General features: G+C 47.1%; 13 protein-coding genes. 5 read left to right on the forward strand and 8 right to left on the reverse strand.

Annotated features, from left to right (window positions below):
* The 5 genes from ABY436_RS05435 to ABY436_RS05455 form a co-directional block, all read right to left on the reverse strand.
* Positions 1–317 (reverse strand): YrbL family protein (locus ABY436_RS05435; RefSeq protein ID WP_372738004.1); only part of this gene is annotated, 317 nt, incomplete at its 3' end.
* A gap of 6 nt (positions 318–323) precedes the next feature.
* Positions 324–1,646: an O-antigen ligase family protein gene (locus ABY436_RS05440; protein ID WP_372738005.1), complete on the reverse strand. Its 1,323-nt coding sequence runs from the start codon at positions 1,644–1,646 to the stop codon at positions 324–326.
* Between the two features lie 12 nt (positions 1,647–1,658).
* Positions 1,659–2,735: a glycosyltransferase family 4 protein gene (locus ABY436_RS05445; RefSeq protein WP_372738006.1), complete on the reverse strand. Its 1,077-nt coding sequence runs from the start codon at positions 2,733–2,735 to the stop codon at positions 1,659–1,661.
* Between the two features lie 203 nt (positions 2,736–2,938).
* On the reverse strand, positions 2,939–4,060 hold the full coding sequence (locus ABY436_RS05450; protein WP_372738007.1) for a glycosyltransferase family 4 protein: 1,122 nt from the start codon (positions 4,058–4,060) through the stop codon (positions 2,939–2,941).
* The gene (locus tag ABY436_RS05455; RefSeq protein WP_372738008.1) at positions 4,057–4,983 is read right to left on the reverse strand and encodes a mitochondrial fission ELM1 family protein; all 927 of its coding nucleotides are present in this window, start codon (positions 4,981–4,983) and stop codon (positions 4,057–4,059) included. Before ABY436_RS05455 ends, ABY436_RS05450 begins: the two co-directional genes overlap by 4 nt.
* A gap of 269 nt (positions 4,984–5,252) precedes the next feature.
* Between ABY436_RS05455 and ABY436_RS05460 the strand changes: the two genes are divergently transcribed.
* Positions 5,253–6,248, forward strand: a complete 996-nt coding sequence (locus tag ABY436_RS05460; RefSeq protein WP_372738009.1) for a branched-chain amino acid aminotransferase — start codon at positions 5,253–5,255, stop codon at positions 6,246–6,248.
* Positions 6,249–6,396: 148 nt separating this feature from the next.
* Here the strand turns inward: ABY436_RS05460 and glnE are convergent, their stop codons facing one another.
* Together glnE and ABY436_RS05470 are read right to left on the reverse strand one after the other, a co-directional pair.
* Positions 6,397–9,303 carry a bifunctional [glutamate--ammonia ligase]-adenylyl-L-tyrosine phosphorylase/[glutamate--ammonia-ligase] adenylyltransferase gene (gene glnE / locus ABY436_RS05465; RefSeq protein ID WP_372738010.1) on the reverse strand — a complete coding sequence of 969 codons (2,907 nt, stop codon included), beginning with the start codon at positions 9,301–9,303 and terminating at the stop codon, positions 6,397–6,399.
* A 95-nt stretch (positions 9,304–9,398) separates the two neighbouring features.
* Complete coding sequence (locus ABY436_RS05470; RefSeq protein ID WP_372738011.1) at positions 9,399–10,052, reverse strand: inorganic triphosphatase; 654 nt, start codon at positions 10,050–10,052, stop codon at positions 9,399–9,401.
* Between the two features lie 238 nt (positions 10,053–10,290).
* Between ABY436_RS05470 and ABY436_RS05475 the strand changes: the two genes are divergently transcribed.
* The 4 genes from ABY436_RS05475 to argA all read left to right on the forward strand — a co-directional run bounded on the left by ABY436_RS05475 (position 10,291) and on the right by argA (position 14,857).
* Entirely contained in the window at positions 10,291–10,971 is a 681-nt protein-coding gene (locus ABY436_RS05475) for a TIGR00153 family protein (protein WP_372738012.1), read from the forward strand.
* A 22-nt stretch (positions 10,972–10,993) separates the two neighbouring features.
* Positions 10,994–12,259, forward strand: coding sequence for an inorganic phosphate transporter (locus ABY436_RS05480; RefSeq protein ID WP_372738013.1), 1,266 nt, complete (start codon positions 10,994–10,996; stop codon positions 12,257–12,259).
* Between the two features lie 86 nt (positions 12,260–12,345).
* Entirely contained in the window at positions 12,346–13,524 is a 1,179-nt protein-coding gene (gene argE / locus ABY436_RS05485) for an acetylornithine deacetylase (RefSeq protein ID WP_372738014.1), read from the forward strand.
* Positions 13,517–14,857 (forward strand): amino-acid N-acetyltransferase, encoded by a 1,341-nt coding sequence (argA, locus tag ABY436_RS05490; protein WP_372738015.1) that lies wholly within the window; start codon positions 13,517–13,519, stop codon positions 14,855–14,857. Before argE ends, argA begins: the two co-directional genes overlap by 8 nt.
* Here argA and ABY436_RS05495 read toward each other — a convergent pair whose 3' ends face one another.
* Positions 14,858–16,144, reverse strand: a complete 1,287-nt coding sequence (locus tag ABY436_RS05495) for an ATP-binding protein (RefSeq protein ID WP_372738016.1) — start codon at positions 16,142–16,144, stop codon at positions 14,858–14,860.
* Positions 16,145–16,157: the final 13 nt, after the last annotated feature.

The following is a 16,157-nucleotide window of genomic DNA, read 5'->3' on the forward strand; positions in this document are numbered from 1 at the left end:
GATAGCTGACCATTATCATCTAACACTTGCCGACACGCTAAACCTAGTCCTTTATCGGTATCAACTAATGTTTCTTCATATTCAGGAATATAACCTTGCAAAGAAAAAACTAGTTTTTTATATATGCGCAGCTCACGCGCATTCTCTGAATAAAAAGGAAGCAGACGATGGATCAAACCGCGGAGAAATAAACTGACTTTTCCAACCGATAACAATGCATGCCTGTTTTCGATCTTGATCAGCCAATCAGGTTTATCCGGGCATTGATACACAGTACGCGTTCGCCCCACCGCCAGTACTTGAGTTAATTCTTTCATAGATACTTACAACCCTACTTTAAGCTCAGCAGTAGCGGATATTGCAGCATCATATTTAATTTCTTTAATTTCGTCATCTCGTTTCTCTACCGCCATTGCTGATACGCATAATGCAACTAACAACCAGATCACTTGAGCCCAACTAGAAGAAAAAGAAGATAAGTGAGAGTTTATTGGAAAGAAAATAGCCATTAATGAAATAAGATAGCCACCCGCCAATGCTGATTGCTGACTACGCACGATAGGGTACCATTTAACAAAAAGTATCCAAATCGCAGCCATAAAACCAGCAATACCAATAATACCCATCTCAGCCAAAAACTCTAAAATTATCTGGTGAGGCTGATAAGCCCCTACCTGTTGCTCTCTGGGTAATGTTTTATCAACAAAAATATCATCAGACAACGCATAGTCAGGATATGCATAACGAAAACTACGGACACCGACACCATTAATAGGATTATCAGCAAACATGCTCAGCGCGGCATTCCAAATAGGCAGACGAAATGAGGAAGCCGTATTAACTGATTCATAATTCCCACTGAATCCGATTAATGATCTATCTAACCTTGCTTGAAACTGTGGCGTATTAAAAACAGCAACAGCCATTAAAACAATCCCACTGATGCTTATTAAAAAATGATTCTTAGAAAACTTAAAATTCTTAGGCCTGAATAACAATATCCACAATACCGCAGTTGCTAAGAGCGACACCCATGCAGCACGATCACCGCTAATCAAAATAACGGACACACTCAGCAGAGCGAATATCATTGCTGCGCAGACATTAATTCTTTCTTTAAACGCAGCGATAGCCACACCCAGGAAAGGAATAATCATCAGGCCTAACTCTGCATTTTCACTGAAAATACCACTGATCCGCCCCGAGGAGAAAGGAGGCAGACCCAACAGGTCGTGACCTGATATTTGCTGCCACCAGGCATCCACCCCCCAGAAAGCTAAAACACAACCAATACCGGTCGCCAACCAAAGATGGGGGTTATAGTTTGTTATTCGATTAATAATAAACAACCCGGCAAAATAAAATCGCGCCATACCGATAAAGCTTGTTGCGGAGTTTTTAAAATCAAAGGCATCGGACAGGGACAATAATGCCGGCAGCATAAAACAGAGAAAGACAAGGGTAAAAGCTTTAAAGCCAAAAGATTGACGAAGGTTCTGATGATTTTTTATTAAATCGTATAAGCCAATAACAGCCATAATTAAAACAAAAAGTTCTACAGAACGTCCAAATGGGATTGATATTACCGCCAACAGCGGTAACCAGGGAGCCCATCCCGCACTTTTTAAAAATTTAAAACAACCCATTAACAACTACCCTTAAATATACTGTCGATAAATGGTAGCTGTTCTTTCGGCTATCTGAAGCCATGAGAATTGTTGTTCTGTTTTTATACGTGCTTTTAACCCCATTTCTTTTCGTAGCACAGCGTTGTTCACTAAATTCACTAATGCTTCACCCAGAGCATCAGGGTCGCCGGGAGGCACTAGCAATCCTGTTTCTCCCTCAGTAATCAGCGCGGGAATCCCCCCTACTCTTGTACCAATAAGCGGCAGACCACAGGCCATAGACTCCAAACCGGTAATACTCGTGGCTTCCATAAAGGATGGCAACACAGAAATATCCGCCGACCGGTAGACATCCGGCATATCCTGATTAGATACATCACCAAGAAAAGTACTCTTCTCAAACATTCCATTTGATTTTAAAATGCGTTCAACTTTTGCCCGCTCAGCACCATTGCCAGCAAAAACAAGCTGTACATCTAACCCTTTCAGTGCACTTACCGCTTCGGCATAAACGGTAACACCATTTTTATCGACCAACCTTCTTGCCAGCAAGATAGTCACAGGACGCTCGGGGCGTATTGATGCAGGTGTAAAACGAGTGACATCGACACCATTAGGAATAAAATCGACAGGTTTAGCAAACCCAACAACTCTGGTAGCCTCACAAAGCTCTTCACTTGGCGCTAATACATGACAAACATGATCAAGTCGTTTCGCCAATTCAGCGTGGACTTTCGGACCTTTTTCTATCCGTCGAAGGTATCCAGAAGTATGATTAGTAAATATCACCGGGACATTAAGCCCTTTGGTCGCTTCCAGAGGACGCATTCCATGTACATGTATAATATCCACAGGATGTTTCTTTAAAAAACGCTTTAACCAAAACTTCATGCAAAAGGTATAGAAAGGCTTTGGTTTCGGTAAGCGGGGACGGTGCACTATCATACCCTGCCAGGTTTCTAGTGATTCTTGTTTATCTGCGATGGGTAGCGTCAGGACATGCACTTCATGACCAAGCGTAACCAAGGCCTTCCCTAGCTCTACAACATGTGCTGCGACCCCGCCGACATTCGGCGCAAAATCAACACTAATAATAGCTATTTTCATCGGAGTTCCCAAGATTAATGGAGGAGGAGTTTGACGCTGGAGATATACGACAAAGGATGATAACTCAGACAAGTATAACAAGTCATGTCTATACTAATTTATGGACAAAAGTCGCCGTTATATTATTACACAGCTGAATATAATGATTTTCAAGATCACCCTCTTCATTGCCGGCCATCACTTCGCACTTCATCAAAGAAGTTTCATTTCTCTTTATTATGCGGCGCAACAACAAGCGAGTTATAAACCGCTAATGTATTCTCCAGCATGTCCTGCTTAGTAAAACAGCTACTTTCTGCTGGCTTTTGCCCGGATTCAATCAGACTTTTTACGACGGCATCAAGCTCATCGGCATTGCCCAATTCAACTTTTCCCTGTGCAAACATAGCCGTTAAAATTTCGCCAACGCCTCCATGATCATACCCCACCGTAGGCACCCCGATCCTCAATGCTTCGAGCACGGTTCGTCCAAATGATTCAGGCTTTGTGGAGAGTGAAAAGACAAGTTGGCTAATCCCGTAAATATCACGTATGTCGGACCGTGCACCCGTAAAGATAATCCTGTCACTCAAGCCTTTTTCAATAACGCTCTGATGCAACGACTGCGCATAGGCCTGTCGCTTAGGATCCTCTCCTCCAACGATCAAGCCACACACATTCAGACCCGCCCGCACAAGGCGTTCGATGAGTGAAATGAAGTCATTATGCCCTTTCAAACGCGTTAAACGCCCGGGTAATGTCAGTACTATTTTATGCTGTGATTGAGGAAACTGAGCATACCATGCCTTTTTCCAATCAGCGGAAGGCTGGTATGCGTAGATAAAATCTTTTGCATCAACTCCGCGGAAAATTCTAACGATTTTCGCCTTGGCGGTCTGTGGATAGTTATCGACAATATACTTTTTAACGGTATCAGATACAGCGATCACTTTTTCGCCTTTACACATAATGGCGCTATAGCGGGATACCGAATAAAGACCATGTACCGTTGTCACCAGGTGCGGACGTTGTTTTTTTGGCAAACCGCGCCAGGCAAACCACATAACCCAGGCAGGCATACGGGAGCGTAAGTGAAGTATATCGGGCTGCTCATCTGCGAGCCATTGACGTACTGCCCAGATATGTCGAAAAGTCAGCAGCGACTTTTTACCCAGATCCCACTGGACATGACGACTTCCGGCTGCTTCCAGCTCAGCTACCATTCTACCGCCCGCTGATATGACAACTGACTCGTGACCGGCTTTGATTAATGCTTCTGCCACTTCCAGCGTGCCACGCTCTACACCGCCACCATTAAGGTCAGGCAGTACCTGCACTACCTTCATATCCAGCCCTTTTTTATAATCAGATCAGCACAGCGCCTGGCTTCCGCCAGCGCTGGCAGCACCTTTTCCGAAGGATTACCCGGCTGTTTAAGTGATCGCACTCTACCGCTAGCCCTTAATCTCGCCAGCCCTCTGGCAATCCGACTGTCTGTTTTACTATTTAATTCAATTAGCCCAACACGACAACCTGCCGTCAGTGCCTCATACACCATTGACACACTATCTTCTGTAACCCAGCAAGTCCCGGCAGTAGCCAGTTGCTCCGGCAACCAATCTTTGCCCGTCTGCGCGCACGGAACAATGTTTATCTTCAGTTGTGCCGCAGACAAACTGACTAAGAACGATTCAGGTGTACGACGTGAGGTTGTCAGAATCCAATCTATACCTTCTTTGTGCTCTTCTTTCTGTTCTAGTATCAGTTTTAATTGGTTGATGACTTGCCGCTCATCCCAATCAAAATGCTTCGAAGGCCCGCCTATTAATATCAAACCAGTATTTTTAGCTTTAATACCAGGTTGAACCCGATTCAACGCACCCCAGGTTTCGATCACATTCGGCATTGACGCTGGCTGGTCATGCTCAGGAATTAGGCAAAGATCGAACCAGCGCAAAGGCAAAGACGGTTGCATCAATACGACGGCTTTCGCGTCTGTTTTCCGCCCAAAACACCACTTATACACGAGCAAAGTCAGATGAGTGCGATGCCCGGCCGCGACGAAAAGCCTAACCTCTGATGGTGCGGGTGTCGTAAACAGGTGAGTAATAAGTAATTTCAGAAGATGCCAGCATGACGCAGGCGGGCAGACTTTATAGGTCAGAGATGCGTTAGTTCGCAACAACGCTTCGACCAAGCCTAAAGACTGATTCAAATGACCGGGTTTCCCATCACTTATAATACAAATATCAGGCACAATATCGGACACATTAGTTCCACTAAATTAATTGGTCGTTTTGAATAATTCTCAACAAAGTCAGACCCGCGCGCCTGCACTGTGACCCATAATACAAGAGTCTTCACTAAACACCCAATGAGAGCGCTTAATATTTTACCTTTACGAGGCAATTCCCTTTTGCGCCCGTGGTGATTACAATCAATGTCTCGAGTCTCTCTACAGCGCCAGACGCTTTTTAGTTCGCCCGCTGCAACACATCGGCTCAGTTGACCCTTATTTTTGAATTCGAGGTAGGTTACATGGCAGCATTCGGTACCGTTTTCATGCCAGAAATGGCAATTTCCTGGTTTGACGGCTCTGGCTGGAGTCCGTCTGAGATGGTGTCTAGCAACAGTCTTCAGCTTCATCCGGGTGCTCATGTGCTGCACTACTCCAGCACCTGCTTTGAAGGTTTAAAAGCGTTCCGGCACGCGGATGGCTCTATCAATATCTTCCGCATGGATCAAAACCTTGAGCGTTTCGCCCAAAGTAGTCGCCTGCTGAGCCTCCCGGCCATCAATAAAGATGCGACGCAGAAAATGATTCTCGATGCTGTCGCCCGTTTTGCCGATGATGTACCCGAACCACCGGGGTCTATGTATATCCGTCCAACACATATCGGTACTGAACCCGCCATCGGTAAAGCAGCCGCCCCTACGCGGACCTCTTGCCAGTATATTCTCCTTTCTCCTGTCGGCGATTACTTCTCCGGCGGTGATACAACGCTGCGCTTATTATTAGAAGAGAATGGTATGCGTTGTGCTGCTCATATGGGCATGATTAAAAGTGGCGGCAACTATGCCAGTGCTTTACGTCCTATCATGCAGGCCAAACAAGATTTAAATGCCGATCAGGTGCTGTTTTGCCCCAATGGTGATGTTCAGGAAACAGGCGCTGCCAACTTCCTGCTCATCGATGGCGATGAAATCATCACTAAGGCGCTGGATGAAAGCTTCCTGCACGGCGTTACACGCGACTCTATATTGACCATTGCACGTGACATGGGCATGAAAGTGTCTGAGCGCCATCTCAGCGTTGATGAGCTACTGGAACGAGCGGCAAAACCAGGATGCGAAGCAGCACTATCAGGTACCGCGGCTGTACTGACTTCAGTCGGTACCTTGTTGCACAAAGGCAACGAATATAAAGTAGGCAATGGCGGAGTAGGCACAACCACTCTGAAATTACGCCAAGCGCTGAATGACATCCAATGGGGCAAAGCTGAAGATACTCACGGCTGGTTAACCCGGGTCTGAGCCTGAAAGTAAGTCACGACATCCGGGAACAGCAAAAGTAACAAACCGTTAGTCTAAGCCTGACTTTATTCAAATACAGTCAGGCTTTTTATTTTACATCCTTATTTTTTGCCTTTTCCAGCCTCAGCATTGTGGCGTTAATCATTCACTAAGCCTCCATCACCGATGACCAGATCCGGGTGATCGACTCCCGACTGTCTTTCATCTCACTTTCACTAATCACACTTGACTGATCCTGCAACGTCAAACGATGGCCAGCAGCACGATACGCTTTATAGGCTTCACGCAAAGATTCTGCATCATCAGCAGCCAGTAAACCTGCTGTTTCAATCGCATCCAGAATACGAATATTATCAGTGAAGGTTAACAGCTCAGGGTAGCGGTACGCCTCAGCCAGCACCTTGTATTGCACCAAAAATTCAATATCAACAATGCCGCCCAAATCCTGTTTTAAATTGAATATGTGTTTGTTTTCAGCCTCCTTGGCAGAAGTCCCCAGATGCGCACGCATCTTCTCACGCATCTCCACAACCGCCTTTTTAAGCTCAGCAGGCTCGCGTTCTTGTTGTAAAATAATAGCGCGCACTTGCTCAAACTCCGCCGCAAGGCGCGCAGACCCGGCAACAGCTCTGGAGCGAACCAGCGCCTGATGTTCCCACGTCCACGCTTCTTTCTCCTGATACTCCTGAAATGCTTTTAATGAGCTGACCAACAAACCTGAATTGCCGGAAGGACGTAATCGCATATCAACTTCGTACAGCTGCCCACCGGCTGTAAATGTATTCAGAATATGAATGATCCGTTGCCCTAAACGCGTAAAAAATACTGAATTGGCAATTGATTTATCACCATCAGTAGACAGATTTGAATCACTGTCGTGAATAAACACCAGATCCAGATCCGATCCATATGACAACTCAATACCTCCGAGCTTGCCATACCCGACGATGATAAAATCCAAATCGCAGGGCACGCCCGCTTGTTTCATGGGTCGGCCATGCTTTTCAACCATGCCCCGCCAGGCGACATCCAATACGCTTTCCAGAATCACTTCTGCCAGCCAGGTCAGGTAATCACTGACTTTCATTATTGGTAAAACGCCGGTAATGTCAGAAGCCGCCACGCGCAACAAGTGCGCACTTTTGAAGTAACGCAATGCCTCCATCAACTGTTCAGTATCCTCTTCAGGAATTCTCAGCAATTGCTGCCTTAACTCTGCGCCTAACTGCTCTTTATCAGGCGGCGAATAAAGCGTACGCGGATCGATCAGTTCATCCAGTAACACCGGCTTCTTAGCCAACTGATCGGCAAACCAGGCGCTACTGGAACACAGCCTCACTAACTGCTTCATTGCACCGGGATTCTCAGCCAGCAGTACCAGATAAGAAGAGCGGCGCAGTACCGATTTAATCAGGAGTAAAATACGCGCCAGGGTTTCAGTGGCGTTATCCGCATCAGAAATCATATCCAGAAGAATTGGCATCACGACTTTGAGACGTTCAGCACCGGTATTCTGCAAAAACTTAATGGTTCGGGATGCTTTTAAGTCTGTTATCAGCTTCAGTGTACGCTCTGGATCATCAAAGCCACTTTCAGCAATAATCTCGAGGGATTCCTCTTCAGATAGCTGCCCATCCCACAACGCCAGCCATTCTGTTCGCTGCTGCGACTCTTCCTCCGTCTGCTGCTGAGCGGGGGCAATCACATCAGCAAAGTGCTGCCTTATCGCAGCCCGATGGCGTTCCAGTTCGCTGGCAAACGCTGCCCAGTCATCAAACCCCATACTAAAGGCGAGTCGAGCCTGGCCAAGGTCATCTCTTGGTAGCTCCTGTGTCTGCTTGTCGGCTACAGCCTGAATCGCATGCTCCGCATTTCGCAAAAAAATATAGGCTGCCATTAACTCTGGTACCGCTTGCTCAGGCATGCCGACCAATTCAGGCAATAAAGGTAAAATATTTCGCAGCTCACGTTGCTGTAAACGGCTATCTCTGCCGCCACGAATCAACTGAAATGCCTGGGCAATAAACTCAACTTCACGAATACCACCAGAACCAAGCTTAACGTTAAACTCCAGCCCTTTTCGTCGTACCTCGCGGTTAATCATCTCTTTCATTTCACGCAGTGATTCAAACGCACTGAAATCGATATATTTACGGTAAACAAAAGGCCTGAGCAGCGTCAGTAATTTACGCCCATTATTTTTATCTCCCGCCACAACGCGCGCTTTAATCATTGCGTAACGTTCCCAGTCACGCCCCTGATCCTGATAATAGTGCTCCATCGCTGCAAAACTACAGGCGAGCGGGCTTGCCGAGCCAAACGGTCGTAAGCGCATATCTACGCGAAAAACAAAACCTTCAGCATTAAGCGTATCCAACGCCTGAATCAGCTTTTGCCCCAGCCGTATGAAGAAATCCTGATTTTCCAGCGTTTTGCGAACGCCTTCAGTTTCTCCATTGGTGGGAAAACAAAAGATAAGATCGATATCGGATGACAAATTCAGCTCATTAGCGCCCAGTTTCCCCATCCCCAACACGACCATATACTGCTGCTCACGCTTCCCATCGTCATTCAAAGCATAAGGCGTACCCCAGCGCTGACAACACTGTTCATAGAGCAAAGATAAAGTATCATCAATCATCGCGTCAGCTAACCAGCTCAACTCACGCGTTGTATCAGCCATTTTGGCTTTACGGGTCAGATCTCTCCAGACAAGCCGTACCATTTCGCGTTGGCGAAACTGACGAAGCACACTCATCATTGACGCTTCTGAATCGATCGACAGCATCGCTTCAGCCAGCCGGCTCTTATACTCAGATGGCTGATACGGCCGATCCAGAACCCCGCTGTCCAGCAGAGATGCCAACAGCTGCGGATACCTGATCAACTGATCAACCAGGTAATCACTTCCAATCGCAACCTTCGCCAGCTCCTGCTGAACAGAATCAGTTAATTGCTTAGCAGTAGATGCCAGTACATCACTGAGACGGTCCCACTGTTTAGCCAGCAGTGTCTGTAAAGATGAAGGCAGGTTAGGCAAATCTGGCTGTATCATAGAAAAACTCCATCTTTTAGCGAAAGCTGAATATAAAAATATTGTGCGCTAACCTGGTTAAATACTAAAGTTAAAACACAGTGAAAAACCATAGATTAATCATTAATCCGGCATTCCTGTGCCAGATGAAACAACTGATAACCGCGCTCTGCTTTACTGATATTGCTCGGTGTCAGCTCTGGAATAGCAATTCTGAACATAGCCGATGCGTCCATCAGTTGCTCGACCTTTCCTGACTTTAGCTCCAGCTCCAATTCACAAATATCGTCGGCATATGTCTGTCCTTGCAGCGAGGTATAACTCACCTCTCCCTGATCCAGGGCAACTTCAATGACGGTATCACTTTCAGGCCACTCAATTACCCATACAGTTCGGGCAAAGTTTGTAGCAAAAATAATTTCAAGCTCTGCGGCCCAGTCAACACCTTGCTTAGCAAGTGGGTAATCCGCCTCAACCAATAAACCAATATCTAACTCGGGTTTATCAATCCGCCACTCCCACTCTCCGCGTTGATGCAAACCATTCACGCTATTACCTTTGGTTTTGAAGGTCTGTATATAGGTACCGCTCTGCTCTCTGATCCTAAGTGCAACTTTATCAGCCGACAAACGTAAATCAGGTGTATCAAAATACCAATTGCGTAACTTTTGTGTTTGATACCCTTTTGCCGCAAGCAATGCCGGCAACTGCTTAACCCGTGAGATTACACCCCGGGGAACCAACAATTTAATTTCAGTTTCTAATGCCATCTGCTTTTTCCTACTCACTAATAGTTAACTATTAACCCGAAAGCGCTTAGCAAAGTCAAAAAGTTATATTGTTTTCATTGCGCTGACATTCTCCTGAGACGGCTCACATAAAGCTTTTTTTCAAACTGAGCCATGTCTAGAAAAAGAGACATTTATTAGTTTTATGACATTAAGACTACAAATTTATGAAATCTCCTCGTATACTTCGCGCGAACTAACTCCTCTATAGGTGAAGGTCATGGTCACCAATAATCCGATACTGCAGATGTTTGCGCGTTCACCGTTCAAACCAATGCAAGAACATATTGCAAAAGCACAAGCCTGTGCTCTGCAGCTACTTCCTTTCTTTGAAGCAGTTATTGCTGATGATTGGGAAGAAGCCAGCAAGATCCAGCATAAAATTGCTGTACTTGAAGGTGAAGCTGATGCTATGAAAAAGGATGTTCGCCAACACTTACCTAACAGTATTTTTTTACCGGTACCCCGCACTGACTTACTAGAGTTGCTGCGTATGCAAGATAAGATTGCAAACCGGGCCAAAGATATCTGCGGCATCATGCTGGGACGGCAGATGCCTGTTCCCGTTGAAATCCAGGACTTAATGCTGGATTTTGTACGCTCCGCGCTCGCCGCGACCGAGCAAGCACTGCAATCCATGAACGAACTCGACGAACTGGTAAGCACTGGTTTTCGCGGCCGTGAAGTAGAGGTTGTAGAGCGCATGCTGATCGAACTAGATGATTTGGAGCATATAAATGATGGGCTTGAGCGAGAAATTCGCTCCCAGTTATTTGCTATCGAAAAACAACTCCACCCTATTGATGCCATGTTCTTATACAAGGTCATCCGATGGATCGGAGATCTGGCTGATCGTGCTCAACAGGTAGGAAGCCGTTTACAGCTTCTACTGGCTCGTTAATTTTTAGCTTCAAGGCTCAGATATGAATATTATTGCGCAATACGGCGATATCATTGTCATTCTCGCATGCGTGTTTGGTTTCTTCATGGCGTGGGGTGTTGGTGCAAACGATGTTGCCAATGCAATGGGCACATCAGTTGGTTCCAAAGCACTAACACTCAAGCAAGCCATTTTAATCGCTATCCTGTTCGAGTTTGCAGGGGCGTACTTAGCAGGCGGAGCGGTTACTGCAACTATCCGTAAAGGTATTATTGACCCGGCCATGCTGTCCGGATCACCGGAGCTTCTGGTGTTTGGTATGCTCTCAGCCTTATTAGCAGCAGGTATATGGCTGTTGATTGCCACACATTACGGCTGGCCCGTATCCACGACCCACTCGATTGTAGGTGCTATAGTTGGATTTGCTGCCGTCGGCATCTCTGTTGACGCCGTCAACTGGAGCAAAGTCTCGAGCATTGCTGCCAGTTGGGTAGTATCCCCGGTGATAGCAGGCTTCTTTGCCTTTTTCTTATTCAGAAGCGTACAAAAGCTGATTCTGGATACTGAAGATCCTTTCAAGAATGCCAAACGCTATGTCCCTATGTATATCTTCATGGTTGGCTTTATCATCTCCATGGTTACCTTTACCAAAGGGTTGAAACATATCGGCCTGCACCTGTCATTTGCCAATAGCGCTTTGATATCTATTGGGTTTGGGGTGATAACAATGCTAGTGGGCATTGTTATGCTAAGAAAAGTTAAAGTCGATGTCGCAGCAGACCGCGACTATCACTTTGCCAGTGTCGAAAAAGCATTTGGCGTGCTGATGATGTTTACCGCCTGCGCAATGGCGTTCGCGCACGGCTCTAACGATGTGGCGAACGCAGTCGGCCCTCTCGCCGCCATTGTCGGGGTTGTCAGTTCTGGTGGTCAAGTTGCTCAGAGCTCAGCTATGCCTGTATGGATCCTGCTGCTCGGTGGCGCAGGTATAGTGGCAGGTCTGGTCATGTATGGACATAAGGTTATTGCAACGGTCGGCAATAATATTACCGAACTGACCCCTAGCCGCGGATTTGCAGCAACATTAGCGGCGGCGGCAACGGTTGTGGTTGCGTCTGGTACCGGCTTGCCCATCTCGACAACTCACACACTGGTGGGTGCGGTATTAGGTGTGGGGCTGGCCCGAGGCTTAGCTGCGTTGAATCTTCGCGTGGTGGGCACCATCTTTATTTCCTGGATTATCACCCTGCCAGCAGGTGCTGCTCTGGCGATTATGTTCTTCTTCATGTTTAAAGGTATGTTTGTCTAAGCGGATTCACTCTCCGCTTCAGATACACTCGACCTTCTAAAAAAAAGCCTGCACAATAGCCTAAAAACCTGTGCAGGCTTTATTTTATGTCTCAACAAACACCACACCTTTTACAGATGCTCGGTCAGCTCATTGCAACGCCCTCTGTCAGTTCAACAACGCCTGAACACGACATGGGAAATCTTTCCGTCATCACATTGCTCGCAGAATGGCTGAATAATCTTGGCTTTCAAACAGAAATAATGCCCATTCCCGGCTACCCGGGCAAAGCCAATCTAATTGCCACACTGGGGAAAGGCCCGGGCGGTTTAGTGCTTTCCGGGCATACCGATACCGTACCCTGCAATGAAGAGCTCTGGAAGAGTAGCCCTTTCTCGCTGACCGAGCGTGACAATCGTCTCTATGGTCTTGGCACTTGCGACATGAAAGGTTTTTTCCCTATCGCCATTGAGGCTGCACGACAGTTTATAAACACGCCTCTGACTGCGCCGTTAATTATTCTGGCGACAGCTGATGAAGAAAGCTCCATGTCCGGTGCTCAAGCGCTGGTAGATGCAGGCAAACCCAAGGCGCGTTATGCCGTAATCGGCGAACCGACAGATATGACACCCATCAGGATGCATAAAGGCATGATGATGGAAAGTATTCGAATAACCGGCCGGTCAGGCCACTCCTCTGACCCATCTTTAGGCGCGAATGCGCTGGATGCGATGCATTCGGTACTGTCTGAACTGGTAAAATACAGAAACCATCTGCAAAAGAACTATCAACACAGCTCATTCAGCGTAAACGTGCCGACACTGAATCTGGGCTGCATCCACGGTGGTGACAATCCCAACCGTATCTGCGGACAATGTGAACTAGAGTATGATGTTCGGCCTTTACCCGGGATGGATTTGTCACTGATCAGAGAAGATATCAGCAAGCGGGTGCGCCCCATTGAAGATATGTTTGGTGTCAGCATAGACTGCCGACCACTCTTTCCGGGGATTCCCTCCTTTGAAACAGCACAAAATACATCCCTGGTAAAAATGGCTGAGCAATTAACAGGTCATAGCGCCGAAGCCGTTGCTTTCGGGACAGAAGCTCCCTTTTTACAGGCATTAGGCATGGAAACTATCGTCATGGGGCCTGGTAGCATTAATCAGGCACATCAGCCTGATGAGTTTTTAGCACTCGATCAGATTAAACCGACGGTTGAAATTCTTACAAAGCTGATTCAACGCTATTGTGTAGACATCCAAGGGGACGCTAGCAGTGCGTGACGAAAGCATCAACTATGTAAACTGGTTCCGCCATTCATCGCCTTATATAAACGCCCACAGAGGAAAAACATTTGTTTTGATGATCGGCGGCGAAGCTATTGCAGATGATAACTTTGACAACATAGTCCACGACATCACCCTAATGACCAGCCTCGGGATTCGTCTCGTGCTAGTGCATGGCGCGCGCCCACAAATTGAAGAAAGACTTACCAATCAGCAGCTGGAAACCCGCTTACATCATGACTTACGAGTCACTGACACAGATGCACTGCAATGCGTCATCGAAGCAATCGGCGTACTCAGAAGTACTGTTGAAGCAAAACTGTCTATGGGGTTAGTCAATACACCCATGCATGGCGCTGAGATCCGCGTATGTTCCGGCAACTTCATTACTGCAAGGCCGATTGGTATTTATGAAGGCGTCGATCTCTGCCATACCGGGGAAGTCAGACGTATCGATCATCAGGGGATTCGGGGCCAGCTTAATCAGGGCAATATTGTACTACTCTCCAATTTGGGTTATTCACCCACAGGGGAGATATTCAACCTGTCCGTTGAAGAGGTCGCTACCCAGACAGCCATTGCTTTAAAAGCAGACAAACTGATCTTATTTGGTGCTGAAAAAGGCATTATTGATAGCCGTGGCATATTGCGCAGCGAACTGCTGGCACGCACAGCCGAACGTTTTCTGCAGCAGTATTATCATTTGCAATCTGATGACCCTGAAACCGCTTATACTGAGCTATCAAAACTGTTACAGATGGCAACAGAAGTCTGCGCCGGTGGCGTTCCCCGTTGTCACCTGATCAGCTACAAAGATGATGGCGCATTACTGGCGGAACTGTATACGCGTGATGGCGCGGGCACTATGATTATTCAAGAGTCATATGAGCAAGTCAGAGCGGCCAATATCGAAGATGTAGGCGGCATTATCGAGCTCATTAAGCCTTTAGAAGATTCCGGAATTCTGGTGCGACGCTCCCGCGAACTGCTTGAAACCGAAGTCGAACAGTTTTTTGTGGTTGAGCGTGATGGGGCAATTATTGGCTGTGCCGCACTCTACCTGTTTCCTGATGAGAAAATGGGCGAGCTTGCCTGTGTTGCCATCGCCAAAGCCTACCAGGGTGGGGACCGGGCTGAGATGCTGCTTCAAGCAATTGAAGAAAAAGCGCGTGAACTGCAACTGGAGTATCTGTTCGTATTAACCACCAGAACAGCCCACTGGTTTATTGAGCATGGTTTTGCAGAAATGCAGCTAGCAAAGCTACCCGGCAAAAAACAGGCACTCTATAACTATCAGAGAAACTCTAAAGTTTTCAGCAAAGTGCTTTGATCAGCCAATAGGCAATATTATTTTGAATCGGGCACCACCTAGTGAGGACTCACTTACTTCTAACTGACCGTCATAGCTACTGAGAATATCAACAGCGACGGTCAGTCCTATTCCCTGCCCCGGCGCCGCCGACGTATCTACTCTGGCACCACGTTGCAATATGACATGCCGCATCTCCCGTGAAACGCCCGGCCCGTCATCTTCAATATCTAATTGCACCCAGTCAGCCTCTTTAGTCAATGAGACCCGCACAGCAGAATGGCTATACTTAAAAGCATTTTCAAGCATATTACCGAGCAACTCCATCATGTCACGCTCATCAGCACCAAACAGCGCCGTTTCATCCAGCAGCAAACTGACATCCACATTCTTTTCCCGGTACACTTTAGCCAAAGCAGACGTAATCCGCTTGATAACAGGCGCTAGCGGGGTTGCCTTAGCGATCGTATTCGTTTGACTTCGAACCGCACGTGCCAACTGGTACTGTACAATCTGATCCATCCTCCTTACCTGATCCTCCACGACATTACGATAACCATCGTAGAGCATCTGTTCGTTCCCCGCGCCTCGGATAACGGCCAGAGGGGTTTTCAAACTATGCGCCAAATCCCCGAGAGTATTCCGGTAACGCTCCCGCTGATTCCGCTCAGTGTGCAGCAAGTGATTAAGGCTATCGGTTACGCCCTGCACCTCTTCGGGATAATAACCCGCCAGGCGGGTCGAATAACCACGTTCAATATTGTGCAGATCCTCGACTAACGCACTTAAGGGCTTCAACCCCCAGCGTGTTATTAACGTTTGCAGCATCAGCGCCAATACGGTGACAGCAAATAACCATCCCCATAATTGCGTTCGATAAGCGTTCAGCTCAGCCGACAGTTGCGCCCCATTTTCAACAATAGAAAACAGGTAACGACGCGCCATCCCGCCGCTCTCCCATTGCAGAGGGTACTGATAGAGATAGAGGTTTTCATCTTCAAAATATATAAAGCGAGTGTCGCCGATTCGTATGCGGGTAGCGGCAACCGAGTCCCGGACTTTATCACTCAACTCATGGGCATTGGTCGATTCCCACTGAAGCAGCCCCAAATGGGTATGAATAAATCCGAAAGTTTCGTCTCCTTGACGCAGTTGATGCTGCGTTTCAGGGATAGCCAGTTTGCCATCCTGCATCTCCGCCGCGCCTATCATCAGGTATACCTGCAAACGCAGACGTTTCTCCAATGACGCTTGAAGGCTGTAAGCAAATGAATTTTGTAACGCATAACCTGCCACACCAATTATCATGGGCAGCAGAATA

Source organism: Neptunomonas sp. (assembly GCF_041601355.1).
In the GTDB taxonomy this organism is placed as follows: Bacteria; Pseudomonadota; Gammaproteobacteria; order Pseudomonadales; family Balneatricaceae; genus Neptunomonas.